Origin of the sequence: Qipengyuania algicola (assembly GCF_042492175.1) — a bacterium.
In the GTDB taxonomy this organism is placed as follows: Bacteria; Pseudomonadota; Alphaproteobacteria; order Sphingomonadales; family Sphingomonadaceae; genus CAJXSN01.
The window spans coordinates 1,379,679-1,404,554 of the sequence record NZ_CP170453.1; the positions used below are offsets into that span (position 1 = coordinate 1,379,679).

Consider the following 24,876-nt stretch of genomic DNA (forward strand, 5'->3'; position numbering starts at 1 on the left):
ACCCAATTTCTCCCCCTCAAGGGAACGACAAAATGAACGAACTGACCAAATTCACCAACCAGCTGGCCAAGCCGGAAACCTTCGACCAGATCCAGATCGGGATCGCGTCGCCAGAGCGTATTCGCAGCTGGTCCTTCGGCGAGATCAAGAAGCCCGAAACGATCAACTACCGGACCTTCAAGCCGGAGCGCGACGGACTGTTCTGCGCCCGCATCTTTGGCCCGGTGAAGGATTACGAGTGCCTGTGCGGCAAGTACAAGCGGATGAAATACAAGGGCGTCGTCTGCGAGAAGTGCGGCGTCGAAGTGACCGTGACCAAGGTCCGCCGCGAGCGGATGGGCCACATCGAACTGGCTGCGCCGGTTGCGCATATCTGGTTCCTGAAGTCGCTGCCCTCGCGCATCGGCCTGCTGCTCGACATGCAGCTCAAGCAGCTGGAGCGCGTGCTCTATTTCGAGAGCTACATCGTGGTCGAGCCGGGCCTGACGCCGCTCGAAAAATTCCAGCTGATGACCGAAGACGAACTGCTCGAAGCGCAGGATGAATACGGCGAGGACGCGTTCTCCGCCGGCATCGGTGCCGAGGCGGTCAAGATCATGCTTATGGAGCTCGACCTCGAGCAAGAGCGTGACGATCTCATGGAAGAGCTGGCGACGACCAAGTCGAAGCTGAAGCCGGCCAAGATCATCAAGCGCCTGAAGGTCGTGGAAAGCTTCATCGATTCCGGCAACCGCCCGGAATGGATGATCCTCGAAGTCGTCCCTGTGATCCCGCCGGAACTGCGCCCGCTGGTGCCGCTCGATGGTGGCCGTTTCGCGACGTCCGATCTTAACGATCTCTATCGCCGCGTGATCAACCGGAACAACCGTTTGAAGCGCCTGATCGAACTGCGCGCGCCCGACATCATCGTGCGTAACGAAAAGCGCATGCTGCAGGAAGCTGTCGACGCTCTGTTCGACAACGGCCGCCGTGGCCGCGTGATCACGGGTGCCAACAAGCGTCCGCTGAAATCGCTCAGCGATATGCTCAAGGGCAAGCAGGGCCGCTTCCGCCAGAACCTTCTGGGTAAGCGCGTCGACTATTCCGGCCGTTCGGTCATCGTGACCGGTCCGGAACTGAAACTGCATCAGTGCGGTCTGCCCAAGAAGATGGCGCTCGAGCTGTTCAAGCCGTTCATCTACGCCCGTCTGGACGCGAAGGGTCTTTCCATGACCTTGAAGCAGGCCAAGAAATGGGTCGAGAAGGAGCGCAAGGAAGTCTGGGACATTCTGGATGAAGTCATCCGTGAGCACCCCGTTCTGCTGAACCGCGCTCCGACGCTTCACCGTCTCGGCATTCAGGCGTTCGAGCCTGTTCTGATTGAGGGTAAGGCCATCCAATTGCACCCGCTCGTCTGTTCGGCCTTCAACGCCGACTTCGATGGTGACCAAATGGCCGTCCACGTTCCGCTGAGCCTCGAAGCCCAGCTGGAAGCGCGCGTGCTGATGATGTCCACCAACAACATCCTGTCGCCTGCGAACGGCAAGCCGATCATCGTGCCTTCGCAGGACATGGTGCTGGGCCTCTATTACCTGTCGATGGAACGGCAGGAGAAGAAGCCCGAATTCGTCGAAGACGAGAACGGCAACAAGGTCGAGAAACTGCCGCGCTTTGCCGATATGGCCGAAGTGCATCAGGCGCTGGAAACCAAGGCTGTCACCCTGCACACCCGCATCATCACCCGCGTTCCGCAGGCCGATGAGAAGGGCAAGATCGAGATGAAGCGCTTCATCACGACGCCGGGCCGGATGCTGATCGGTGAATGCATGCCGAAGAACCACAAGGTTCCCTTCGACATCGTCAACCGCCTGCTGACGAAGAAAGACATCGGCGACGTGATCGACGAAGTCTATCGCCACACCGGCCAGAAGGACACGGTGCTGTTCGCTGACGCCATCATGGCGCTGGGCTTCAGCAACGCGTTCAAGGCGGGTATCTCGTTCGGCAAGGACGACATGATCATTCCCGACAGCAAGGAAGGCATGATCGAGAAGGCTAAGGCTGAAGTTGCTGATTACGAACAGCAATATCAGGACGGCCTGATCACCCAGCAGGAAAAATACAACAAGGTCATCGACGCCTGGAGCAAGACCGGCGATCAGGTGGCCGACGCCATGATGGAAGAGATCAAGTCGCAGCCGATCGACAAGGACGGCAAGGAAGCGCAGATCAACTCGATCTACATGATGAGCCATTCGGGTGCGCGTGGTTCGCCAGCGCAGATGAAGCAGCTCGCCGGTATGCGCGGCCTGATGGCCAAGCCTTCGGGCGAGATCATCGAGACGCCGATTATCAGTAACTTCAAGGAAGGCCTGACCGTTCTTGAATACTTCAACTCGACCCACGGCGCGCGTAAGGGCCTCGCGGATACGGCGTTGAAGACGGCAAACTCGGGTTACCTGACGCGCCGTCTGGTCGACGTGTCGCAGGACTGCGTCATCGTGACCGAGAACTGCAAGACCGAGAACGCGCTGGAAATGCGCGCCATCGTTCAGGGTGGTTCGGTCATCGCATCGCTGGGTGAGCGTATTCTGGGCCGCACCGTGGCCGAGGATATCGTCAACGCGGCGTCGGGCGAAGTGATCGTGAAGAAGGGCACTCTGGTGGACGAGCCGATGGTGAAGGCCATCGAGGAAGCCGAAGTGCAGGTTGCCAAGATCCGTTCGCCGCTGGTTTGCGAAGCCGATCAGGGCGTGTGCGGCACGTGCTATGGCCGTGATCTGGCGCGCGGTACTCCGGTCAACATCGGTGAAGCTGTCGGCGTTATTGCTGCACAGTCCATCGGTGAGCCGGGCACCCAGCTGACGATGCGGACCTTCCACATCGGCGGCGCCGCACAGCTCAACGAAACGAGCCATCTGGAAGCGATTTCGGACGGCAAGATCGTGTACCGCGACATGCCGACCATCGTGGACAAGAAGGATCGTATCCTGTCGCTCGCCCGTAACGGCGAACTGGCAGTGATCGATGCCGAGGGCCGCGAGCGCGAAATCCACAAAGTGCCTTACGGTACCGTGCTGATGCACAAGGATGGCGCGAAGGTGAAGGAAGGCGACCGTCTGGCAGAATGGGATCCGTTCACCCTGCCGATCATCACCGAGCAATCGGGCGTCGTGAAGTTCCAGGACCTCGTCGACGGCACGACCATGGAAGAGCGCGTTGATGACGCAACGGGCATCGCTCAGCGTGTTGTCACCGAGAACCGGGCAACCGGGCGCAAGAAGAAAGAAGATCTGCGTCCGCGCCTGACCCTGCTGGGCGAAGGCCAGAGCGCCGATGCCGACGAGACCGAAGCACAGCGCTACATGCTGGCGCCGGGCACGTCGCTGTCGGTCGAGGATGGCCAGACGGTCGAGGCCGGCGACATTCTCGCCCGTGCATCGCGTGAAGCCGCCAAGACGCGCGACATCACCGGCGGTCTGCCGCGTGTTGCCGAGCTGTTCGAAGCGCGCATCCCTAAGGATGTGTCGGTCATTGCCAAGATTTCCGGCAAGATCGAATTCGTCCGCGAATACAAGGCGAAGCGCAAGATCGCCATCGTCCCCGAGGAAGGGGATCCGGTGGAGTACCTGATCGCGAAGACCAAGGTCATCGACGTTCAGGAAGGCGACTTCGTGAAGAAGGGCGATACGCTGGTTTCGGGCAGCCCGAACCCGCACGACATTCTGGAAGTTCTGGGCGTGGAGGCTCTGGCCGAATACCTCGTCGACGAAATCCAGGAAGTGTATCGTTTGCAGGGCGTGAAGATCAACGACAAGCACATCGAGGTGATCGTTCGCCAGATGCTGCAAAAGGTCGAGATCACATTCGGCGGCGACACCACGCTGCTGCCGGGTGAGCAGGTCGATCTGGAGGAAATGCAGGAAGCCAATGCCAAGCTGACGCGCAGCAAGAAGCCCGCCACCGGCGTGCCGATCCTGCTGGGCATCACCAAGGCATCGCTCCAGACGCGTTCCTTCATCTCGGCCGCCTCGTTCCAGGAAACAACGCGCGTTCTGACCCAAGCTTCGGTCGAGGGGAAGAAGGACACGCTGATCGGTCTGAAGGAAAACGTGATCGTCGGACGTCTCATCCCTGCCGGTACCGGTGCGGCGATGAACCGCGTGCGCGTCACCGCCTCCAGCCGCGATGCGGCGCTGCGGGCGCAGTGGAAGAAGCAGCAGGAAGCCCTGCTCGCTGCCGAGGCTGCCAAGCAGGAAGCGGCCATGGCAGACGCGCCAGCCGCCGAACCGGTCGTGGACGAAGAACCCGCCGGCGAAGTGATGGATGCAGCCGCAATGGCAGCAGCCATGGGCGGCGCGGAGACACCGGTGGAGGAAGCTCCCGCCGAGGAGCCCAAAGCCGACGACGCCGAATAACCGGTTTCGACCGAGCAATAAAAAGCCCCGCCGGAGCGATTCGGCGGGGCTTTTTTCGGATGGAGCTTGTTTACGGGACGGGCGACATCAGTCCTGCACGTAGACCCGCCGTTCGGAACGGACCGGGATGTCGTTCACCTTACCCAGAATGAGGTTCACCGGCACATTGTAGCTGGTGCTCAGCGTTACATATTTCGTGCCGTTCGCGGCCGTTCCGTGGGAGACGCCCAGCACGACGGAGACGGTGGATTCTTCCTTCAACAACGCATCGTCGAACAGGGCCTGCAGCTGGGTGTCGCTGGGGGTGGGGTAGATCGCCGCTTCGCGTGCTGCGACCTCCACCGCATTGTTGACGGAGTTCTGCGCGAAGAAATAGATGCCGATATTCATAGCGCCGACCAGCAGAGTGATCAGAATCGGCGCCACAAGCGCGAATTCCACCATCGCCGCACCGCGCGTATTGCGGGCTATCCGTTTGCAAAATGTCATGGTGCCGGTATCCGCACCACTGCCGTCCCGGTCAGGGCCGTGCTCGGCACGAAGTCGGCAATCCCCTCGATAGCCAGGATAGGCTGATAGGTATCGGTGACGGCGATCTGCATGTAATTCGCCTTGTTGTCCGATGCGCCGGGGCACGAACCATAGGTCGATTGCTTCGCCTGATTGCACTCGGTCCATTTGGTGACGCTGATTGCCGCGGGATCGAGACCGCTGACCGCAGCGACTTCGGTCGACACCTCGGCATCGGTCGGCAAATTCTCGCCATTGGCGATCACGAAATCGGCACCCGATTGCGCGTATTGCTGCAGGTTCATCTTGTAGCCAAAGCCGAGAACGAAATCGATCGAGGCCAAGGCCATCACGGTGAGCACAGGCAGCGCCATGGCCAGTTCGATTGTGGCAGTGCCGCGCGCATCGGGACGCAGTTTGCGGAAGATATAGCGCATCATCAGCTCACCAACCTGATCGTGCCGTCACCACCGAAAGCGGCAGCGCCGCCGCCGCCGGGGCAATTGTTCGATACGCTGGTGTTCCCGGTGAATGTCGCAAACAGGGCAACGATCTGGAAGCACGGGGTTTCGATGCCTGCCGCGCCGCTGATATCGCTGTTGCCGATCATCGTGACTTCGACGGTCGGGGCGTAAATTGCCCCCTCGAAACTGGAATCCGAGTTGCCGGTAATTTTCAGGCCATTGTTCTTCGCGGGCGTCCGGGGGTCCTGATACATCAGAACGCCGGCATATGTGCCGCTTGTAGGTGCAGACAGGTTGATCGTCGCGCTACCGTTCGCCCAGAAACTGCCGATCTTGCCCGAATTAAACGGCGTCTGGGTGTTGGTGAATATCAATGTTACGCCGGTACCCTGCAGTGTAGCCTTGGCCGATACCGAGATACCGCTCGCACCGATCAGATATGTTCCGGGGCGCAGCGTAACGACGCCATCGTTGATTTGCAGACCCTGATAGCAAATCGTTCCGCCGGCCGTCGGACCAATGGTGACTGAAGATTTGATCAAGGGGTAGCTATTCGGCGAACAACTCGATTGGGCATTGGGCATTGGCAATTTGGAGGCGAACGGATCGCTTACCTCATTGATGCCATCGTTGACCTTCGTATCACCCGTGATGTTGGCACCTTGGGTGACGGTTCCCACCGCAGAAAGAGCACCTGCTTTCAGATAATCGCTGGTGGTCGCATCGAAGTCGGAATTGGAGGCAAGGCCGCAATTCATGTCCACGGTGGAGCTGCCCGTGATGCTGACACCGGTTCCCGATTTGTCGAGCGTGATGACGCAATTGGGAACGGTCTTGGCGTTCTCGGCAATGGCCTCCACCGTGATCTTCGGGGAGGCCTTCAGGAACATCCCCGAGAAGGGCAGAGGTTGTGAAGTGCTCAGGACCACGCGGACCTTGTCGTCGTCATCCTTGAAAGGGCCGACCGTTGGCGCGTTTTCGATCGCGTCGGTATCGAAGGCGCGCAAATCGTTCTGAGCCAGGGAGCGCTCGACATTGATCTTGACCGGATGGCCATCGGCGAGAGCGCGGGCACCGGCCAAGGCGCCCAGATCGGCTGCCGTGTGAAGCTGCCGTTTCCAGACCACCCATTGTGCAACATCCACGCCCAGACCGATCGTGCCGACCATGGGAATCATGGCCATGCCGACCAGCGCAAGGGTATTGCCTCCGGTATGCCGGAGGAGCGATGCGATCTTTCTGCGAAAGTATGTACGACGTTTCATATGTTGTTCTTTTTATGTTGTGATGCTCCCTTTAACGCCTCGGTGCTCATGCCCGATTTCCGCACGTGGTAAGTTTTGGGTTAATCGTGAACGGATCTTAACTAGGGGATTGCCCTGATCCTGCGGCCTTCCGTGCCGTGACCCCGGATTGGGGAGATTCTTCGCAGCAAGTCCTATAAACCATCGGCTATGGCTCGCTCTGCGCGGCAGCATCAGCTAGTCCGAATCGCATGACCACAACCACCCGCTTCGCTCCCTCACCGACAGGCCGCCTGCATGTCGGCAATATCCGCACGGCACTGCACAACTGGTTTCTCGCCCGTAAAAGTGGCGGGCGTTTCATGCTGCGGATCGATGATACCGATGCCGCGCGCAGCCGTGACGAATATGTCGATGCGATCCGTGCCGATCTCGCATGGCTCGGGATGGAGCCCGACGGAGAGGAACGACAATCGGAGCGGCTGGCGCTGTATGAAGCGGCGTTCGAGCGGCTGAGGGCAACGGGCCGCGTCTACCCGGCCTATGAAACGTCGCAGGAGCTGGAACTGAAGCGCAAGGTCCAGCTCGGGCGCGGGCTGCCGCCGATCTATGATCGCGGCGCGCTGGCTCTGACCGATGAAGAGCGCGCAGCGAAGGAAGCCGACGGCATCGCCCCGCATTGGCGTTTTAAGCTGGACCATGACGCGCCGATTGCGTGGGACGATGGCGTGCGGGGAAGCGTGAAGTTCGACCCCGCGCAATTGTCCGACCCGGTGATCCGGCGCGCCGACGGGAGCTGGCTTTATATGCTGCCGAGCGCGGTCGATGATATCGAGATGGGTGTCACCGACGTGCTGCGCGGGGAAGACCATGTGTCGAACACAGCCGTGCAGGTGCAGATGTTCGAGGCACTTGGGGCAGCCCCGCCTCGCTTCGCGCACGAGGCTTTGCTGGTGGGGAAGGAGGGCAAGCTGTCCAAGCGCCTGGGCTCGCTGGGCTGCGATGCGTTTCGGGAGCGCGGGCTGGAGCCGGAAGCTCTGGTGGCCTTGCTCGCACGGCTGGGCACATCACAGCCGGTGGAGCCGATTGCCGACAGGCAGACGCTGGTGGAGAGCTTCGATCTCTCGACCTTCGGGCGCGCGCCGGCCAAATTCGACGACAGCGAGCTCGACCGGCTGAATGCGGCCATCGTTCACCAGATGGATTATGCTCACGTATCGGATCGCCTGCCAGCCGGAATGGACGAGGCCGGGTGGCATACGGTGCGCCCCAATCTGGCGACTGTGGGCGAGGCTGGCGATTGGTGGAAGCTGGTGACCGGCCCGATCGAGCAGCCTGAGTTTTCCGACGAAGACCGGGCCTATCTGGCGCAGGCTGCCGAGGCGCTCAAATGGGACGAGGACCCGTGGGGAACGCTGACGGGCAAGCTGAAAGAAGCAACGGGGCGCAAAGGCAAGGCGCTGTTCCTGCCACTCCGCCAGGCACTGACCGGCATGAACCACGGCCCCGATATGGGGGAATTGCTGTCGCTGATCGGCGAGGCCGAGGCCAAAAATCGGCTGGAGCGAAGCCGCTAACCAGAGAGGATGTTCATGAGCGACACTTATAGAAAGGCTTCAGATTTCTTTGGAGACAAGCTTTATCAAAGCCGCGCACGGCAAGCGTTGCCCCTACTCGTTCGACAGGCCGAAGCCAGAGCGACGATTTATTACGCCGACCTAGCTGAAGAACTTAGAATGCCCAATCCGCGGAATCTGAATTATGTGCTCGGGTGCGTTGGAACAGGACTGGAGGCGTTGGCGCGCGATACCGGCAGATCAATTCCGCATATTCAGGCATTGGTCGTGAACCAAGGATCAGATACCCCTGGGGATGGCTTTGATGCGTTCTTGCGAGAAGCCGGCGAAACTTGGGAAACGGAAGAAGATCGCTGGGCGATTCTTGAAACCTACTGGGACAGGATTAGGAATTACCCACATTGGGGATGGGTACTTTCCGAGCTAAATATAGGCCGCGTCGTCTCTAATATTGATGAAAAGTTGGAGGCGGTTGGCAACACACAAAGAGGCGGAGAAGGACCGGAACACAAAGCTCTAAAGGAATTTGTGCGCACCCACCCTCTCATGGTTGGGTTGCCGTCTGAGTGCGGAGAGGGGAACGCTGAGTATCTCCTCCCATCAGGTGACCGCGTTGATGTCGTGTTTGTCAGAAACGGTTCGCTTGACTGCTTTGAAGTGAAACCAATCGGTGCTTCAGATCTCGACGTGGTTCGAGGCCTTTTTCAATGCGTAAAATATGCTGCCGTGGCTGAAGCCCAAGAAACTTTTCGACAAAATGGGATAGAAGTTAGTGCTCAGTTGGTCCTCGGCGGGAAACTGCCCACATCACTTGTTCCATTACGAAATAGTTTAGGTGTGAAGGTCTGGGAAGAGGTCGGTCGCTCCTAGCCCCGATGCTTCTCCAATTCATTGCCGCTCAGCGTCACGATATGCAGCAGATTGGTGCTGCCCGGTGTGCCGAAAGGAACACCCGCCAGTGCGATCAGCTTACTCCCCGCCTCGCCGAAGCCGTGGCGCAGGGCCATGCGTTTGCCCTTGGCGATCATCTCTTCAAAGCTGCCGATATCCTTGGTTGCCACGGCGTGCGCGCCCCATAGCAGGGCAAGCCGCCGGGCCGTGCGCATCGACGGGGTGAGGACCAGCATAGGTACGCTGGGCCGTTCGCGGGCCACACGGCGGGCTGTGCTGCCCGAGCCGGTGAAGACGGTGACCGCGCCGATCTTCACCGTATCGGCGATGGTCATGCAGGCATGGCTCAGCGCGTCGGCGGTCGTCGGGTCGGGCGGCGTATCAAGGAAGCGTACGCGGCCCATATAATCGGGGTCGTTTTCCACCTTGGTTGCGATCCGGTGCATGATGGTGACGGCTTCTTCCGGCCATTCGCCCGCTGCCGTCTCCGCGCTAAGCATCACGGCGTCCGCGCCGTCATAGACAGCATTGGCAACGTCGCTGACTTCGGCCCGCGTGGGGCTGGGGCTTTCAATCATGCTTTCCAGCATCTGGGTGGCGACAATCACCGGCTTGCCCGCAGTGCGCGTCTTGTTGACGATCGTCTTCTGCAGCGGGGGCACGTCTTCCGGGTCCAACTCAACCCCCAGATCGCCGCGTGCGACCATGATCCCGTCGGACAGTTCGATAATTTCATCCAGCCGCCGGACCGCCATCGGCTTCTCGATCTTGGCACACAGCGCGCCGTATCCGCCCATCAGGCGGCGTGCCTCGGCCAGGTCTTCCGGGCGTTGGACGAAGGATAGCCCGATCCAGTCCGCCCCTTGTTCGACAGCGAAAGCAAGGTCCTTGCGGTCCTTTGCCGTCAGCGCAGGGATCGGGATTTCCGCATCGGGCACGTTCACGCCCTTGCGGTCGGAAATCACGCCGCCGACTTCGGCCGAGCACAGGATAGCATCGTCGCTTGCCTCGATCACCCGCAGACGGATTTTGCCGTCATTGATCAGCAGGCGCTGGCCCTTTTCCATCAGGCCGAACAGTTCGGGATGGGGCAGGCAGACACGGGTTTCGTCACCCGGCTCTTCTTTGCGGTCGAGCGTGAAATGGCCGGAGTGCCGGATCACCGCCTTGCCATCCTTGAACTTGCCGACCCGCAGCTTGGGACCCTGCAAATCGCAGAAAATCGCGATGGGGCGGTGAAACTCTTTTTCCAGCTTGCGGATCGCGGCAATGGTCTTCGCATGCTGGGCGTGTTCGCCGTGGCTCATATTGACGCGGAAGGCATCGACGCCCGCCCTGAAAAGGCGGCGGAGCATTTCCGGGCTGTTGCTGGCCGGGCCGGTGGTCGCGAGTATCTTGACCTTGCGGCCACGCGGGTCGAGTTTGACAGGGCTTTTGTCGGGCGCTTGGCGATTTTCCATGGGGAAACGCTATGGCACCGCCATATTTCAACTCAAGGACCAATGCGCATGGATACGAATACGAACGACCCGCTGGACCAGCTCGATGACGCAGTGGCGGCCGCTGCATTCCGCCGGCTGGTGCGCCATTTGCAGCATCGCCATGATGCGCAGAATATCGATCTGATGGGGCTGTCGGGCTTTTGCCGCAATTGCCTGGCGGACTGGATCAGGGATGCCGGGTTCGCGGGCGACAAGGCGCAGGCGCGCGAAGTGATCCACGGAATGCCGATGGATGAATGGAAAGCGACCCGGCAGACCCCGGCTACCGAAGAGCAATTGGCGCGGATGAAAGCCAGCGTGGCGAAGAACCAACAGGATTAATTTTGGGGGTCGGTTCACCCGCTCCGGCTGCCTCGCTAAAGCGCAGGCAACTGATTCTCTTAATCCCATTTCCGGAGCACTATGATGGCCGATACTGACGCCAATTCCACCGATGACCGCCTGCGCCTGCTGATCGAGCGGATCGAGAGGCTGGAAGAAGAAAAGAAGGGCATCGCCGACGATATCCGCGATGTCTATGCCGAGGCAAAGGCCGTGGGTTATGATCCGAAGATCATGCGGCAGATCGTGCGCTTGCGCAAAATGAAGCCGGATGATCGCAGCGAGCAGGAAATGGTGCTCGATACATACAAGAACGCGCTCGGTATGGTCTGACCCCGATTGGTGTGTTAGGCAGATGACACACTATTGGAGAATAACATGGCAGGACCCTGGAAAGACGCGCGCGGCATTATCGTAACGACAACCCCGACTATCGAGGGGCGCCCAATCGAAGGTTATCTCGGAATAGTTACAGGGGAAGTAATCGTGGGCGCCAATGTGGTGCGCGATATGTTCGCCAATATCCGCGATATCGTCGGTGGGCGTTCGGGGAGCTACGAGCGGATCCTGAGCGATGCGCGCAAGCAAGCCATCGAGGAGCTGCAGGCGGAATGCGGTGCGCTGGGCGGCAATGCTGTGGTTGCTGTCGATCTGGATTACGAAGTGATCGGCGGTACCGGTTCCATGCTGATGGTCAGCGCCAGCGGCACAGCAGTCAAGCTGCCGGACTAACCCGCTGCGGGCAGCGCCTCACCCATCATCAACACCAGTAGAACCGCGGTGCCATTGTGCATGGCATGGAGCAGAATCGCGGCCCACAGCCCGTATTGGACGCGGGCATAGCCGAACAGCGTGCCTGCGATGAACTGCGGGAGGACCAGCGGAAGCAGGACATACAGCGCGCCCTCCTGATAATTGGTCAGATGGACGAGCGCGAAGGCCAGTGTCACCAGCCAGAAAATGCCCGGAAACCCCCGCGCGAACCAGCGCATCGGACTGCGCTTCCGCCAATGCCACAATGCGCCGATGGCTGCCGGCAGCAAGATTACCATGACGACAACGATGGCGGATTCAAACGCAGCCTCGTCAAAAATGTTTTCTGGCTGAAGATAGAAAGCGACTGCGCCGAGCAGACACGCCGCCACATGACCAGGCCTGCCCGATAGCCAGCCGCGGAAAACCAGCTCCTCAGCCAGCGGAGCACCCAGAACGATGATGGCGATGAAACCGGGCGTCAGCTCGATCTCGTTCAGAGTGTTGGTCGGAAACTCAAAGCCCGTCGCAACCACGGCCAGCGCGATGATTCCCAGCACGCTCATCGCCGCGAAATCGACTGCGTATAACCGCAGCACGCCGCGCAGCCCGTCCATCCCGAAGCCGGTGGCGCGGTCGGGAGCTACCGGCCGCCGCAGGAAAGCGCGCAGCGGCTGGCGGCCCGCATCAGACAGGGCGTCCACCGGGGCGGCCATGCGATCATCATGCGCGGCAAGGGTTGAGGGAGACGGGGTCATGCGGCTATTGGCGGTCGCCTAAACGTTTTCCTCTTACGAACTGGTGTACGTGACCCATGGCAGGCCATTCCAAATTCAAGAACATCATGCACCGCAAGGGTGCGCAGGACAAGAAACGCTCCAACCTGTTTTCCAAGCTTTCGCGCGAAATCACCGTTGCGGCCAAGATGGGCACGCCCGATCCCGACATGAACCCGCGCCTGCGGCTGGCCGTCAACACGGCCAAGGCGCAGTCGATGCCGAAGGACAATATCCAGCGCGCGATCGACAAGGCGAGCGCAGGCGATGACGAGAATTACGAAGAAGTCCGCTACGAAGGCTATGGCCCCGGCGGCAGCGCGATCATCGTCGAGGCGCTGACCGACAACCGCAACCGCACCGCCACCGCCGTTCGCACCGCCTTCAGCAAGAACGGCGGCAATCTCGGCACCGAAGGCAGCGTGGCGCATGGCTTTGAACGGCTGGGCTATATCGAATATGGCGCCGATGCGGGCAGCGAAGACAAGGTCCTCGAAGCAGCGATGGAAGCGGGCGCGGAGGACATTTCCTCCAGCGCGGACGGCCACGAAATCTGGACCGCCGCAGAAGACCTGCACCAGGTGTCCAGCGATCTGGAAAAGTCGCTCGGCGAGGCCAAAGAGGTGAAGCTTGCCTGGAAGCCGAACATCACGGTCGACATGGACGAAAAGGGCGCGAGCACGCTGCTGAAGCTGATCGACGCACTGGACGATGACGACGATGTCCAGACCGTGTGGGGCAATTACGACATTTCCGACGAGGTGATGGCCAAGCTGGACGCAGACGCTTGATATCGGGCTGCGAATGGCACTCTTTTGCGCTTCCGGTGCTCACGGACCATAGGTCCGCTGCGCGCCGGTTCTCAAACAGCACCATTCTCGCTCCGATCTCAAACGCCTGTGCATGTGTCTGAGTGCTGATCCTCGGCCTTGATCCCTCGCTTAGCTGTACGGGCTGGGGCGTGATCCGGGTCGAGGGCAGCCGCCTGGCGCACATTGCCAACGGCCAGGTTCCGACCAAGCCTAAAGCGCCGATGGCCGAGCGGCTGGACCATATCTATGCCGGGATCGCGGCGGTGATCGCTGCACATGCCCCTGACCGTGCGGCAGCTGAGGAAGTCTTCGCCAACAAGAACGCGCAGTCGACCCTGAAACTGGCGCAGGCGCGCGGCGCTGTGCTGGCAGCGTGCGGGGCGCGAGGCCTCTCCGTGAACGAGCATGCTGCGCGGCTGGTCAAGAAGGCGGTTGTCGGCACCGGGGCGGCAGATAAAAATCAGGTTCAGGCGATGCTGAAGGTGCTTTTGCCCGGAGCGCAGATTGCCGGAGCCGACGCTGCCGACGCGCTCGCCGTGGCCATTGCAGATGCCCATCTGGTGAGGGGCTGAGCGCGCTCCATGTATCTGGTCGTGTTCCGCAATCGCAAACGCGCCGACATCGATGCGGATGCCTATGCGCAGGACGCAGCGCGGATGGAGGCTATGGCAACGCAGCGCCCCGGCTATCTCTCCTTCAAATCCTATGTAGCCGACGACGGCGAGGTCGTCGCAATCTCGGAGTGGGAAACACGCGCTGCGGCCAAGGCATGGCGGGCGGAGGCGCATCACGCGGAAATTCAGGCGCGGGGGCGGGCGGAATATTACGAGAGCTACACGGTTATCACTTGCGACAATCCATGGACCCACAGCTTCCCCTGAGTGCACGCAAAAGCACTCTGTTCGGCCTTCCTTCATCTGCCGGTTTGCAATGACCCTGTCATGAGCGGCTGCTTGTCTTGATGTGTGATCAGTCTTTCCAAACCTTCCATTTTCAGGGTTCCCCAATGACCATTCAGTTCTACGGCATTCCCAATTGCGACACGGTCAAGAAGGCCCGCAAATGGTGCGATGCTAACGACATCGAATACGTCTTCCACGACTACAAAAAGGAGGGCGCAGACCCGGACAATCTGGAGCGCTGGGCCGACACGGTGGGCTGGGAAGTTCTGCTTAACCGGCGCGGCACCACGTTCCGCAAGCTGGACGAGGCGGAGAAGGCCGACATGACCCGCGAGAAAGCTATCGCGCTGATGGCTCGGCACCCCAGCATGATCAAGCGCCCCGTCGCCGAGCACGAAGATGGCGCACGGGTACTGGTCGGCTTTACGCCAAGCGAGTGGGAGAATGCGTTTTGCTGAAATTGATCGGAGTTCTGGCGCTGGCGCTTTCGCCGGTCGTGGCAGCGGCGCAGGACGGCCCGCTCATCATCGCACATCGCGGCGCGAGCGGCGAGCGGCCCGAACACACACTTGCTGCCTATGAGCGTGCCATCGATCAGGGGGCCGACTATATCGAGCCTGATCTGGTGGTGACGAAGGACCTGGTGCTGGTTGCCCGGCACGAGAACGAAATCGGCGGCACCACCGATGTGGCCACCCGCGACGAATTCCGCGACCGGCGGCGCAGCAAGATGGTGGACGGCGAACTGATATCGGGCTGGTTTGCCGAGGATTTCACGCTGGCCGAATTGCGCATTTTGCGGGCCAAAGAACGCCTGCCCGGTATTCGCCCGGCCAACACCCGCTTTGACGGGCTGTATTCCGTGCCGACCTTCGCAGATATCGTGACGCTGGTCCGTGCCAAAGAGGCCGAGACGGGCCGGACCATCGGCATCTATCCCGAGCTGAAACACCCGACCTTCCTGCTGCAGGATGCGGGCATCGACATGGTCGATCTGCTGGTTGCGGAACTGCGCCGGTCGGGCTTCGATGGCGCTGACGATGCGATTTTCGTCCAGAGCTTCGAAGTGGAGGTGCTCAAACGGCTCGACCGGATGCTGGATGTGAAACTGGTCCAGCTGGTGAAGGACACAGGCGGTCCGGCGGATCTGCCCGGGGTCACTTATGCGAATATGCTGTCGCCGAGCGGACTGGCCGACATCGCTGCCTATGCGGACGGGATCGGGGCACCCGTTCCGCTTTTGCTTGGTCCCGCTGGCACCGCATTGCCTCTGATCGATCAGGCGAAGCAGGCCGGATTGCAGGTCCATGTCTGGACGGTCCGCAAGGAAAATGCCTTTCTGCCCGAGCAATTGCGGGGGAGCGGCGGCCCTGCGCAGACCGGCTGCGACGAGTCGCTCTACGCAACCATTGCCAGCACTGGCATCGACGGGGTGTTTACCGACGATCCGGGCCGCATGGCCGCGCCCGATCCGACGAACAACACGGTCTGCATGGGCGGCGGCTAGCGCGGTCTAAATTTTGCGCACGCTCATAATGTAGTTGAGCGAAACATCGTCCGACAGATGCAGGCCCTTGTCCGGGCGCCACGCTATCCCTTGCGTCTCGCACACTTGCAGCCCGAGAACGGCCAGCATCGGCTCCAGCTCGTCGGGCGTCACGAAATCGTCCCAATGGTGCGTGCCGCGGGGTATCGCTCCGCTCATCTCGGCAGCCCCGACCAGCAGCAGGCGGCTGGCGGCGGTGCGGTTGGGGGTGGAGAGGATCATCAGCCCGCCATCGGCCAGACTGCCTGCCAGCTGCTCCAGAAACGCTGGCTTGTCGGCCACATGCTCCAGCACTTCGAGCGAAGTTACCAGATCGAACTGCCCTAGCTTGGCTTCGCCCAACTCGCCCGCCCGGTAATCAATGCTGAGGCCAGCCCCTTCGGCATGCGCCTTGGCCGCGGCGATATTCTCCGGCGCGGCGTCCAGCCCCCTCACTGCCGCGCCCAATCTAGCCAACGGTTCGCACAGCAGCCCGGCGCCGCAGCCGACATCCAGCGCCGACTTGCCCACCAGCGGCTGCGGCTCGCGCACATCGCCGCCCCAATGCGTGTCCACCGCCTTGCGCACAAAGCCCAGCCGCACCGGATTGAGCTTGTGCAGCATGGCCGAGGATCCGCGTGGGTCCCACCAGTCTGCCGCCAGCGCTCCGAAATGCGCCGCTTCGTCGGGGCGGATTGTTGGGCTGCCCTTAGAATTGCTTGGGGCTTCAATTGTTGCATCAGTCATGCGCCCTTCGTAACAGCACGCGGGTAAGCCGACCAGCGGGAGAGTGGCGGGCACATGGCGCGCATCGTGATGAAATTTGGCGGCACGTCGATGGCCGGGACCGAGCGCATTCGCCGCGTCGCGCAGATCGTGCGCCGGCAGGCCGCCCCCAAACCCGATGGCACCCGCGACGAGGTCGTCGTCGTCGTCTCTGCCATGGCGGGGGAGACCGACCGGCTGGTCAATTTCGCCCGCGAGGCCCACGCGCTGTATGACCCCGCCGAGTATGACGTGGTGGTCGCCAGCGGGGAGCAGGTCACGTCCGGCCTGCTCGCCATGACCCTGCAATCCATGGGCTGCAAGGCGCGCAGCTGGCTCGGCTGGCAGCTGCCGGTCCGCACGGTGGAGGCGCACGCCAAGGCCCGGGTCGAGACGATCGACGCTGACGCCCTGCTCGCCTCCCTTGCCGAAGGCTCCATCGCCGTGATCCCCGGCTTTCAGGGCCTTAGCCACGAGGGCCGCATCACCACCATGGGCCGCGGTGGATCGGACACCAGCGCCGTCGCCGTCGCCGCCGCGGTGAAGGCCGACCGCTGCGACATCTACACCGATGTCGACGGGGTCTACACCACCGACCCCCGCATCGTGGCCCGCGCCCGCAAGCTGAAGGCGGTGACCTACGAGGAGATGCTGGAGCTCGCCAGCGTCGGCGCGAAGGTCCTCCAGACCCGCTCCGTCGGCCTCGCCATGAAGGAACAGGTCCGCGTCCAGGTCCTCTCCAGCTTCACCGATGAAGACTCCCCCGCCGCCGACGATCTGCCCGGCACGCTGATCGTATCCGACAGCGAAATGGACGCCATCCTTGAAAGGAACGACATGGAACGCCAGCACGTCACCGGCATCGCGCATGACAAGAACGAGGCCAAGATCATCCTCACCCGCGTGCCCGACGAACCGGGCGCCGTGGCCGAGATTTTCGAACCGCTGGCCGCCGCGTCGATCAATGTCGACATGATCATTCAGAACGTGGGCCGCGACAAGGGCGAGACGGACGTCACCTTCACCATCCCCCAGACCGACCTGCCCCGTGCGCAGGCCCTGCTGGAGGACCGGCGCGGCGCCATCGGCTTCAACCGCATCATCACCGACAGCCACATCGCCAAGATCAGCGTTGTGGGCGTGGGCATGAAAAGCCACGCCGGCGTCGCCAGCACGATGTTCCGCAGCCTGTCCGACCGCGGCATCAACATCCAGGCGATCAGCACCTCCGAGATCAAGGTCAGCGTGATGATCGACGAGGACGAAACCGAACTCGCCGTCCGCGTCCTGCACACCGCCTACGGGCTGGATGCAGCCGAAGAATGATGTTGGATTGGCTTGACGCTTTTGACAGGGTGTCAAGCAAACCAATCAGGGAAAATATGGGTAAATCAGGCGCTTGCGGGAAATCTCCAGCTTGACACATTGCTTGGCGTTTTTTCGAGAACCGCCCCCGCGCGTGCGTAGGCGCCAGCGGGCTGTCCCCACGAGTCGGACGGGTTCAAAGCAACGCTAGCGGGAGGCGGGCGTGTAGGAAAATTGTTTGGTTGGTTTGTCTATTCGAGATGTTAAAGTCGGACGAACAGGGGGGCAGATGTCGCTAGCCAAAGATTACTTCGAAGCTGTGCATGCTGCCGCACGAGGTTCGGTCGATGCAGAAGAAGAGGCACAGCTCACTACTCCTGTCGAGAAGCTGTTTACGGGCCTTTGCGAGCAGGCCGATCTTGGCACTCTGCAGCTTATTCGTGAGACGCGCACCGGCAGGACACGGCCTGATTTCGCAGCCCTTCTTACCCGCAATCGCAAAACGATGCAGAAGGGCTTCGTCGAACTGAAAGCCCCCTCCATTTCCGTCGATACAGCGACCTGGAGCGGACGCAACGCAACGCAGTGGACGCGCATGAGCGAAGAGGCGGAAATCCTCATTGTCTGCAATGGACGCGAGGCGCAGCTTTACCGCGGTGTATTGGAGCAAGGACCGCCCGCGAGCCTGCCTTACGACCATGCTGACGGGTGGGACGCACAACCTCTGATCGATCTGCTCAATCGTTTCTTCGAACTCAATCCATCTCCGATCCGGGCAATCGGCGATCTCACAAAGCGGCTTGCCGTCCGCACACGCGACCTGCGCGACCGGATCGAATGGTTGCTGGACGAGGCCGACGGACCGGCAAACAGCGAGGCGCAGGGAAGCTATGCGGCTTGGCGCCGTCATGTGTTTCCCGATGCGTCGCAGCGAGACTTTGCAGACGGGGTGGCGCAGACTATCGCTTACGGCATGGTGCTCGCCGCACTCACTCCGGGAAACGCGGATGCGGATGGTGACGGGCACCTGACAGTCGGCGAAGCGCGCGATGCCATACGCGCAATCAGCCCGGTACTGGCAGCGGCCTTTGCCCCCTTGCTGGACAAGCCGGTCCTGCGCGACGCTACGACGGTAGAGGTCGGCGCGCTTGAGACGCTGGTAAGCGCCATCGAGCCTGACAGGATCGCAACGCCTGACCGGCGCGGCGACGCATGGCTGCGGTTCTACGAGGATTTCCTGTCAGTCTATGACCCGCAGGAGCGCAAGGAGGCGGGTGTTTATTATACCCCGGTGGACGCCGTTGCCGCAATGACGGCGATTACCGGACACCTGCTGGTCGAGCGGTTTGGCAAGCGTATGGGGTTCGGCGATGCGAGCGTGGTCACGCTTGATCCGGCGACCGGCACCGGCACTTTCCCGTTGGCCGCTATCGAGCGGGCGGTGCTCCGCGCGCCGGACGTGCGTGGACCAGGCGGAGAGCAGCAGGCGGCGCGCAACCTCGCGGCCAATATGTACGCGTTCGAATTGCTGCCCGGACCCTACGCGGTCGCACATCTGCGTCTGTCGCAGCTGCTGTCCGAACTGGCTGGCGAACCGACCTTTGCCAATGTCGTGCTGACCGACACGTTGGAAGCACCCGACGAAAGCGCGGTCTCGCCTGCCGATTTCTTCGGCGACCAGCAGGTACTGGCGGAAGAGCAGGAGCGCGCGAACCGTATCAAGCGCGAGAAGAAGGTGACGGTTGTGATCGGCAACCCGCCTTATCGCCGTGTGTCAGGCGATCTGAGAGGGCGCGGCTCCGGTGGCTGGGTCCTGGAAGGGCAGGTCGAAGGACGCAATAGTGAAAACAGCCTGTTCGACGACATTCTCGATGTGGCGAAGGCGCACACGATCTTCAGCCACCATGCCAGCCTGTATAACCTCTACGTCTATTTTTGGCGCTGGGCGCTGTGGAAGGCTTTCGAAGCGCACGAGGACGGGCCTGGCATCGTCACTTTCATCACCGGCAGTTCCTGGCTCACGGGGCCCGGCTTTGTCGGCTTGCGGCAATATGCGCGCGAGCTGGCGGACGAAATCTGGGTGCTGGATCTGGGCGGCGATAACAAGGGCGCCAACCCGGAAGACAACATCTTTGCCATTGAAACGCCCGTTGCCATCGTAACGCTGGTGCGTGACGATGCGACAGACAAGAACACTCCTGCACCGGTGAATTACAGACGCATTCGCGGGACAAGCGAGGCCAAGCTGGCGGCGCTGCGCGCGGTGGCTGACGCCGACAGTCCGTTCGATGGCGAATGGGACCGTGCCCCGGACGGCTGGCTTGCGCCCATGGTGCCGCCCACCGGTGATGCGGCATGGACCGAGATGCCGCTGATTACCGACATGTTTCCTTGGCAGCAGCCTGGATGCATGCACAGCCGCACTTGGCCAGTTTCACCGAGCGTTTCAATCCTCAATGAGCGTTGGGAAAAATTTCGCAATGCATCGATTGATGAACGTCCTGAGCTTTATGTAACGCCCACACATGGTAGGAACATCGAGACCAAAGTTGGTGATCGGAAAAAGCTTATTGATCTCAAACCTTCAGACGATCCGGAGCCAACGGTGCAATTCGGCATGCGGAGTTTTGACCGTCAATGGTCATTCAATGATCCTCGACTTGCAAAAACAGATAGCCCTTCGCTTTGGCAAAGCCTTTCCAATCGTCAAATTTTCTTTGCATCACTTCTCACCGGAAAAATCGGGCAAGGTCCCGCTCTCACCTCAACGACCGGCGTTCCGGACAAACATTTCTTCCGCGGCTCTTATGGAGCGAAAGACATCATCCCGCTCTACCGCGACGCCGCTGCCAGCGAACCCAATATCACCTCCGGCCTCCCTGCGACGCTTGCTGTAGTTCTCGGACTTGAACCGCCTTACCCGGAGGACATTGCGGCCTACACCTACGCCCTGCTTGCCAATCACGCATACCAGCAGCGATTCGCGGAAGCCCTGCAGACTCCCGGCCTTCGGGTGCCGTTGACAGCCGACGCCGGTCTGTGGGCGGAGGCGGTGGCAGCGGGGCGCGAGCTTTTGTGGCTTCACACCTATGCCGAACGTTTCGTCGATCCGTCGGCAGGACGCGGCGCGCATGTGCCGTCCGTCGAAGGGCTAGGCTGGACTCGCGCCGTTACACGTATGCCGCACGATAACGGCGATATCGCCTATGATACGGAAGAAGGCACGATCACCATCGGCGACGGCCAGGTCGGCGGTGTGCGCGAGGAGGTGTGGAAATTTTCGGTCAGCGGAATGCAGGTCGTGCCCAAATGGCTGGGGTATCGCACCCGCAAGGGGACGGGCAGGGCGACCAGCTCAACCAGTGCGCTCGACTATATCCGCCCGTCGCAATGGGCCGATGAATGGAATGACGAATTGCTCGATCTGCTGCGCATCCTCACCATTACGCTGGACCGGGAGGATTTGCTGGCCGATTTGCTCGCCCGCATCTGCGACGGAGAGCTGATTCCTGCCGAGGATCTGCCACACCCTGCGGATGAGGAGCGCAAGCCGCCGCCGACGCTGTAGTGGCTCGGTCCGATGTTCAAGCCCGGACACTTTTGCATCGTCAACAGCTTTTCCCCTGCCGCCTCCTTCAAACATATTGCGTGGCATCGCCGGTGTGTTGCATCACCTGTGTGCAATGGCTGACCAACTGAACATGTTTCCAGCAGAGCGCCGGCAGGAGCGCGTCGATCCGGAAGAAATCCGTGACCAGATGATCGCGCTGCTCGATCGGGCGCGGGCGGCGCGCGATACTGCGCCATGGGATACGCGGCGTCAGCGATACTGGCGCAAGGTTTATCCCCAGATGTCGAACCACCTGATCGACCGTGCAGAAGCCGATCAGCTGTGTTTCGCGTTCGCTGCGGAACTAGACCGGATTGAAACGCTGCTAGCTGCCTGACGCTTGCCCCTCCTTCCCCGCTCCCCTAACCGCACCCCCATGACCACTTACCCCAAAAGCCACGCTCTTATGCAGCGTGGCGCTGAGTTTCTTGGCTGCGAGCATGCGGTGCTGTGCGGCGCTATGTCCTGGGTGAGCGAGCGCAATCTCGTCTCGGCCATTTCCAATGCGGGCGGCTTTGGCGTGATTGCCTGCGGGGCGATGACGCCGGAGCTGCTCGATACCGAGATCGCCGCGACCCGCGCGCTGACGGACAGGCCCTTTGGCGTGAACCTCATCACCATGCACCCGCAGCTGATGGAGCTGATCGATGTGTGCGCGAAGCACGGCGTCACCCATGTGGTGCTGGCGGGCGGTATCCCTCCCAAGGGCAGTGTGGAGAAGATCAAGGAAGGCGGGGCGAAGGTCATCGTCTTTGCCCCCACGCTGGCTTTGGCGAAGAAGCTGCTGCGATCAGGCGGCGATGCGCTGGTGATCGAGGGGATGGAGGCGGGCGGCCATATCGGGCCTGTTTCCACCAGCGTGCTGGCGCAGGAATTCCTGCCTGCCTTGGCGCAGGACCATCTGGTCTTCGTCGCCGGAGGCATCGGGCGGGGCGAGGCGATTGCCGGCTATCTGGAGATGGGCGCGGTCGGCGTGCAGCTGGGCACGCGCTTTGCCTGCGCCAGCGAGAGCATCGCCCATCCCGACTTCAAGAAGGCGTTCTTCCGCGCCAACGCCCGCGATGCGGTGGCCAGCGTGCAGGTCGATCCGCGCCTGCCGGTGATTCCGGTGCGGGCCTTGAAGAACAAGGGCACCGAGGACTTCACCGCCAAGCAGCGCGAAGTCGCCGCTCTGGTGGACAATGAAGGGCTGGAGATGATGGAAGCCCAGCTGCAGATCGAGCATTACTGGGCAGGCGCGCTGCGCCGCGCGGTGGTCGATGGCGATGTGGAAAATGGCAGCCTGATGGCCGGGCAGAGCGTCGGCATGGTCAAGGCCGAGGAGCCGGTGGCCGACATCATGGCTTCGCTGATGGACCAGTGCGAAGCGGCGCTGGGCCAGAGACACGCAAAGCGGTGAGCGAGCCGCTCGTCCTGCGGCTGGCCTGCGCGGATCGCCCCGGCATCACGGCGCGGGTGACGTCCTTCCTGTATGAGCGCGGCGGCAATGTGCTGGAAGCGCAGCAATTCAATGACCGCGAGAGCGACCGCTTTTTCATGCGGGTGGAATTCGATCCGGGGGGCGCGGCGGCCGAAACCCTGCGCCGAAACTTCACCCCGCTGGCAGATGAATTCGCGATGGAGTGGAAGCTGGTCAGCCGCGACCGCCCGCGCCGCGTACTGCTGATGGTCAGCAAGTTCGACCACTGCCTCGCCGACCTGCTCTATCGCTGGCGGATCGGGGAGCTGGGGATCGAACCCGTCGCGGTCATCTCCAACCACCCGCGCGAGGCGGTGACCGATACGCAGATCGGCGACATCCCCTTCCACCACCTGCTCGTGACCCGCGAGACCAAGCCCGCTCAGGAGGCGGAGGTGCGCCGGATTGCGGAGGAAACCGGCGCAGAACTGGTGGTGCTGGCGCGCTATATGCAGATCCTCTCGGACGAGCAGGCGGCGCATTTTGCAGGCCGCTGCATCAATATCCACCACTCTTTCCTGCCCGGCTTCAAGGGCGCGAAACCTTATCATCAGGCCCACGCGCGCGGGGTAAAGATGATCGGCGCGACGGCGCATTACGTGACGACCGATCTCGATGAAGGGCCGATCATCCATCAGGATGTGGAGGCGATCACCCATGCCGACACGCCCGAAGCGCTGGTCCGCAAGGGCCGCGATATCGAACGCCGCGTGCTGGCCGAGGCGGTGCGGCTGCATGTCGAGGAGCGCGTGGTGCTGAGCGGCGGGCGTACAGTAGTTTTCTAAGGGGACGGTATGAGCGGGATTGATCTGAGCGGGCGCGTGGCGCTGGTAACTGGCGCATCGTCGGGCTTTGGCGAGCGGTTCGCCCGCGTGTTGGCGGCGCATGGCGCGAAGGTGGTGCTGGCCGCGCGGCGGCTGGACCGGCTGGAGGCGCTGGCAGACGAATTAGGCCGCGATAAGGCGCTGCCCGTGGCGATGGATGCCACCGATGCAGAAGCGCTGGTGGCGGCTGTCGAGGCGGGCGAACAGGCGTTTGGCACGATTGACATCCTCGTCAACAATGCCGGCATTCCCGATGCCCAACGGGCGCACAAGATGAGCCTTGAGCTGACCGACCGCGTGCTGGGCGTAAACCTGCGCGCGCCATGGGTGCTTAGCTGCGAAGTCGCCCGGCGACTGATCGCGGCGAAGAAACCGGGCCGCATCGTCAACATCTCCAGCACTGCGCATTACCGCTATGATGGCGGCGGTGCGGCGCTGTATGCAGTGACCAAGACCGCCATTGCCCGCATGACCGAGGCGCTGAGCGTCGAGTGGGCCTATGCGAACATCAACGTCAACGCGATTGCCCCCGGCATGTTCGTCACCGAGATGACCGACGGAATGTTTGAACGCATCGGCGACCCGCGCCCCGGCCTCGCCCGCCAGCGCGTGCCCGAGCCGGAGGGGCTGGACACTAGCCTGCTCTATCTGGTCGATCCCGCCAGCGAATGCGTGACCGGCGCAGTGATCAAGGTCGATGACGGACAAAGCGCGCGGATGGCACTGAAATAGAAGAGTTTTACCCCTTGGTTATCAAATCCGTTTAACCAAGCCTCCTGTTACGAAGGGGGTAATCTGCGATGTTTGACGGCAATTTCGAGCTTGTCCGGCTGGCCGCGTTTCTTGGCGTCATGGTGCCGGCTCTGGTTGACAATATCCGGACGGGGCAGCTGCCGAACTGGAGCATGGGTCTTATTCTGGTCGCCGGGATTGTCCTCGCCTTTGTCCAGGGCGGCGAAGTGCCCTGGCTCTTCTGGATCGCCGGTGTTGTGGTTGGTCTGGCGCTGTTCGTGACACGGGTGGTGCCTGCCGGGGTGGTGAAGTTTCTGATTGCCTTCCTGCCGTGGTTTTTCGACCCGTCTGCCTTCCTGATCTTTTTCACCGTCGGTTTTCTTGCGACCGTGCTGTATGGCAAGGTTGCGGGCCGCACGGACATCCCGATTGCTCCGGGGTTCTTCGTCGCCGGTCTGGGCGTGTTCGGAATGTCGCTTCTGGGGTGAATGCGCGTCGTTTGGGAGA

24 protein-coding genes are annotated in these 24,876 nt (G+C 61.6%); 18 read left to right on the forward strand and 6 right to left on the reverse strand.

Features of this window, described 5'->3' with window-relative positions:
* Nucleotides 1–32: 32 nt before the first annotated feature.
* Entirely contained in the window at nt 33–4,397 is a 4,365-nt protein-coding gene (gene rpoC / locus ACFCW2_RS06660; protein WP_379548844.1) for a DNA-directed RNA polymerase subunit beta', read from the forward strand.
* An 87-nt stretch (nt 4,398–4,484) separates the two neighbouring features.
* Here rpoC and ACFCW2_RS06665 read toward each other — a convergent pair whose 3' ends face one another.
* The 3 genes from ACFCW2_RS06665 to ACFCW2_RS06675 are packed head-to-tail and all read right to left on the reverse strand — an operon-like array spanning nt 4,485 to nt 6,636.
* A complete protein-coding gene (locus ACFCW2_RS06665; RefSeq protein WP_379548845.1) occupies nt 4,485–4,886 on the reverse strand; it encodes a TadE/TadG family type IV pilus assembly protein in 402 nt (133 codons plus the stop codon).
* Nucleotides 4,883–5,347 carry a TadE/TadG family type IV pilus assembly protein gene (locus ACFCW2_RS06670; RefSeq protein WP_379548846.1) on the reverse strand — a complete coding sequence of 155 codons (465 nt, stop codon included), beginning with the start codon at nt 5,345–5,347 and terminating at the stop codon, nt 4,883–4,885. The genes ACFCW2_RS06665 and ACFCW2_RS06670 overlap by 4 nt, the downstream gene beginning before the upstream one ends.
* Complete coding sequence (locus ACFCW2_RS06675) at nt 5,347–6,636, reverse strand: pilus assembly protein TadG-related protein (RefSeq protein WP_379548847.1); 1,290 nt, start codon at nt 6,634–6,636, stop codon at nt 5,347–5,349. Before ACFCW2_RS06675 ends, ACFCW2_RS06670 begins: the two co-directional genes overlap by 1 nt.
* A gap of 230 nt (nt 6,637–6,866) precedes the next feature.
* On the opposite strand from ACFCW2_RS06675, the gene gltX reads away from it, so the two are divergent.
* Complete coding sequence (gltX, locus tag ACFCW2_RS06680) at nt 6,867–8,192, forward strand: glutamate--tRNA ligase (RefSeq protein WP_379548848.1); 1,326 nt, start codon at nt 6,867–6,869, stop codon at nt 8,190–8,192.
* A 15-nt stretch (nt 8,193–8,207) separates the two neighbouring features.
* Nucleotides 8,208–9,062 carry a hypothetical protein gene (locus ACFCW2_RS06685; RefSeq protein WP_379548849.1) on the forward strand — a complete coding sequence of 285 codons (855 nt, stop codon included), beginning with the start codon at nt 8,208–8,210 and terminating at the stop codon, nt 9,060–9,062.
* Here the strand turns inward: ACFCW2_RS06685 and pyk are convergent.
* Nucleotides 9,059–10,543, reverse strand: a complete 1,485-nt coding sequence (pyk, locus tag ACFCW2_RS06690; protein WP_379548850.1) for a pyruvate kinase — start codon at nt 10,541–10,543, stop codon at nt 9,059–9,061. The two genes, ACFCW2_RS06685 and pyk, sit on opposite strands and share 4 nt — an antisense overlap.
* A 48-nt stretch (nt 10,544–10,591) precedes the next feature.
* Here pyk and ACFCW2_RS06695 point away from each other — a divergent pair, with 48 nt between their 5' ends.
* From ACFCW2_RS06695 to ACFCW2_RS06705, 3 genes are all read left to right on the forward strand, one after another.
* A complete protein-coding gene (locus ACFCW2_RS06695) occupies nt 10,592–10,906 on the forward strand; it encodes a DUF1244 domain-containing protein (protein WP_379548851.1) in 315 nt (104 codons plus the stop codon).
* An 84-nt stretch (nt 10,907–10,990) separates the two neighbouring features.
* Complete coding sequence (locus tag ACFCW2_RS06700) at nt 10,991–11,239, forward strand: DUF2312 domain-containing protein (protein ID WP_379548941.1); 249 nt, start codon at nt 10,991–10,993, stop codon at nt 11,237–11,239.
* A 45-nt stretch (nt 11,240–11,284) separates the two neighbouring features.
* The gene (locus ACFCW2_RS06705) at nt 11,285–11,638 is read left to right on the forward strand and encodes a heavy metal-binding domain-containing protein (RefSeq protein ID WP_379548852.1); all 354 of its coding nucleotides are present in this window, start codon (nt 11,285–11,287) and stop codon (nt 11,636–11,638) included.
* On the opposite strand, the gene ACFCW2_RS06710 is transcribed toward ACFCW2_RS06705, so the two are convergent.
* Entirely contained in the window at nt 11,635–12,417 is a 783-nt protein-coding gene (locus tag ACFCW2_RS06710) for a CPBP family glutamic-type intramembrane protease (protein WP_379548853.1), read from the reverse strand. The two genes, ACFCW2_RS06705 and ACFCW2_RS06710, sit on opposite strands and share 4 nt — an antisense overlap.
* A gap of 56 nt (nt 12,418–12,473) precedes the next feature.
* Here ACFCW2_RS06710 and ACFCW2_RS06715 point away from each other — a divergent pair, with 56 nt between their 5' ends.
* From ACFCW2_RS06715 to ACFCW2_RS06735, 5 genes are all read left to right on the forward strand, one after another.
* Nucleotides 12,474–13,226, forward strand: coding sequence for a YebC/PmpR family DNA-binding transcriptional regulator (locus ACFCW2_RS06715; RefSeq protein ID WP_379548854.1), 753 nt, complete (start codon nt 12,474–12,476; stop codon nt 13,224–13,226).
* 122 nt (nt 13,227–13,348) lie between these two features.
* A complete protein-coding gene (gene ruvC, locus ACFCW2_RS06720) occupies nt 13,349–13,819 on the forward strand; it encodes a crossover junction endodeoxyribonuclease RuvC (RefSeq protein ID WP_379548855.1) in 471 nt (156 codons plus the stop codon).
* A 9-nt stretch (nt 13,820–13,828) separates the two neighbouring features.
* Nucleotides 13,829–14,128 (forward strand): antibiotic biosynthesis monooxygenase family protein, encoded by a 300-nt coding sequence (locus ACFCW2_RS06725; RefSeq protein WP_379548856.1) that lies wholly within the window; start codon nt 13,829–13,831, stop codon nt 14,126–14,128.
* A 125-nt stretch (nt 14,129–14,253) separates the two neighbouring features.
* On the forward strand, nt 14,254–14,607 hold the full coding sequence (locus ACFCW2_RS06730; RefSeq protein WP_379548857.1) for an ArsC family reductase: 354 nt from the start codon (nt 14,254–14,256) through the stop codon (nt 14,605–14,607).
* The gene (locus ACFCW2_RS06735; protein ID WP_379548858.1) at nt 14,601–15,656 is read left to right on the forward strand and encodes a glycerophosphodiester phosphodiesterase family protein; all 1,056 of its coding nucleotides are present in this window, start codon (nt 14,601–14,603) and stop codon (nt 15,654–15,656) included. Before ACFCW2_RS06730 ends, ACFCW2_RS06735 begins: the two co-directional genes overlap by 7 nt.
* Before the next feature lie 6 nt (nt 15,657–15,662).
* On the opposite strand, the gene ubiG is transcribed toward ACFCW2_RS06735, so the two are convergent.
* A complete protein-coding gene (gene ubiG, locus ACFCW2_RS06740; RefSeq protein ID WP_379548859.1) occupies nt 15,663–16,421 on the reverse strand; it encodes a bifunctional 2-polyprenyl-6-hydroxyphenol methylase/3-demethylubiquinol 3-O-methyltransferase UbiG in 759 nt (252 codons plus the stop codon).
* A 54-nt stretch (nt 16,422–16,475) separates the two neighbouring features.
* Between ubiG and ACFCW2_RS06745 the strand changes: the two genes are divergently transcribed.
* The 7 genes from ACFCW2_RS06745 (at nt 16,476) to ACFCW2_RS06775 (ending at nt 24,857) form a co-directional block, all read left to right on the forward strand.
* Nucleotides 16,476–17,765 carry an aspartate kinase gene (locus tag ACFCW2_RS06745; protein ID WP_379548860.1) on the forward strand — a complete coding sequence of 430 codons (1,290 nt, stop codon included), beginning with the start codon at nt 16,476–16,478 and terminating at the stop codon, nt 17,763–17,765.
* A gap of 268 nt (nt 17,766–18,033) precedes the next feature.
* Nucleotides 18,034–21,312: a type ISP restriction/modification enzyme gene (locus tag ACFCW2_RS06750; RefSeq protein ID WP_379548861.1), complete on the forward strand. Its 3,279-nt coding sequence runs from the start codon at nt 18,034–18,036 to the stop codon at nt 21,310–21,312.
* Between the two features lie 115 nt (nt 21,313–21,427).
* The gene (locus tag ACFCW2_RS06755) at nt 21,428–21,691 is read left to right on the forward strand and encodes a hypothetical protein (protein WP_379548862.1); all 264 of its coding nucleotides are present in this window, start codon (nt 21,428–21,430) and stop codon (nt 21,689–21,691) included.
* A gap of 69 nt (nt 21,692–21,760) precedes the next feature.
* Nucleotides 21,761–22,753, forward strand: coding sequence for an NAD(P)H-dependent flavin oxidoreductase (locus tag ACFCW2_RS06760; protein WP_379548863.1), 993 nt, complete (start codon nt 21,761–21,763; stop codon nt 22,751–22,753).
* Nucleotides 22,750–23,598, forward strand: coding sequence for a formyltetrahydrofolate deformylase (gene purU, locus ACFCW2_RS06765; protein WP_379548864.1), 849 nt, complete (start codon nt 22,750–22,752; stop codon nt 23,596–23,598). Before ACFCW2_RS06760 ends, purU begins: the two co-directional genes overlap by 4 nt.
* Before the next feature lie 9 nt (nt 23,599–23,607).
* Nucleotides 23,608–24,369, forward strand: a complete 762-nt coding sequence (locus ACFCW2_RS06770) for an SDR family NAD(P)-dependent oxidoreductase (protein ID WP_379548865.1) — start codon at nt 23,608–23,610, stop codon at nt 24,367–24,369.
* 68 nt (nt 24,370–24,437) lie between these two features.
* Nucleotides 24,438–24,857, forward strand: coding sequence for a hypothetical protein (locus ACFCW2_RS06775; RefSeq protein ID WP_379548866.1), 420 nt, complete (start codon nt 24,438–24,440; stop codon nt 24,855–24,857).
* The last annotated feature ends 19 nt before the right edge of the window (nt 24,858–24,876 follow it).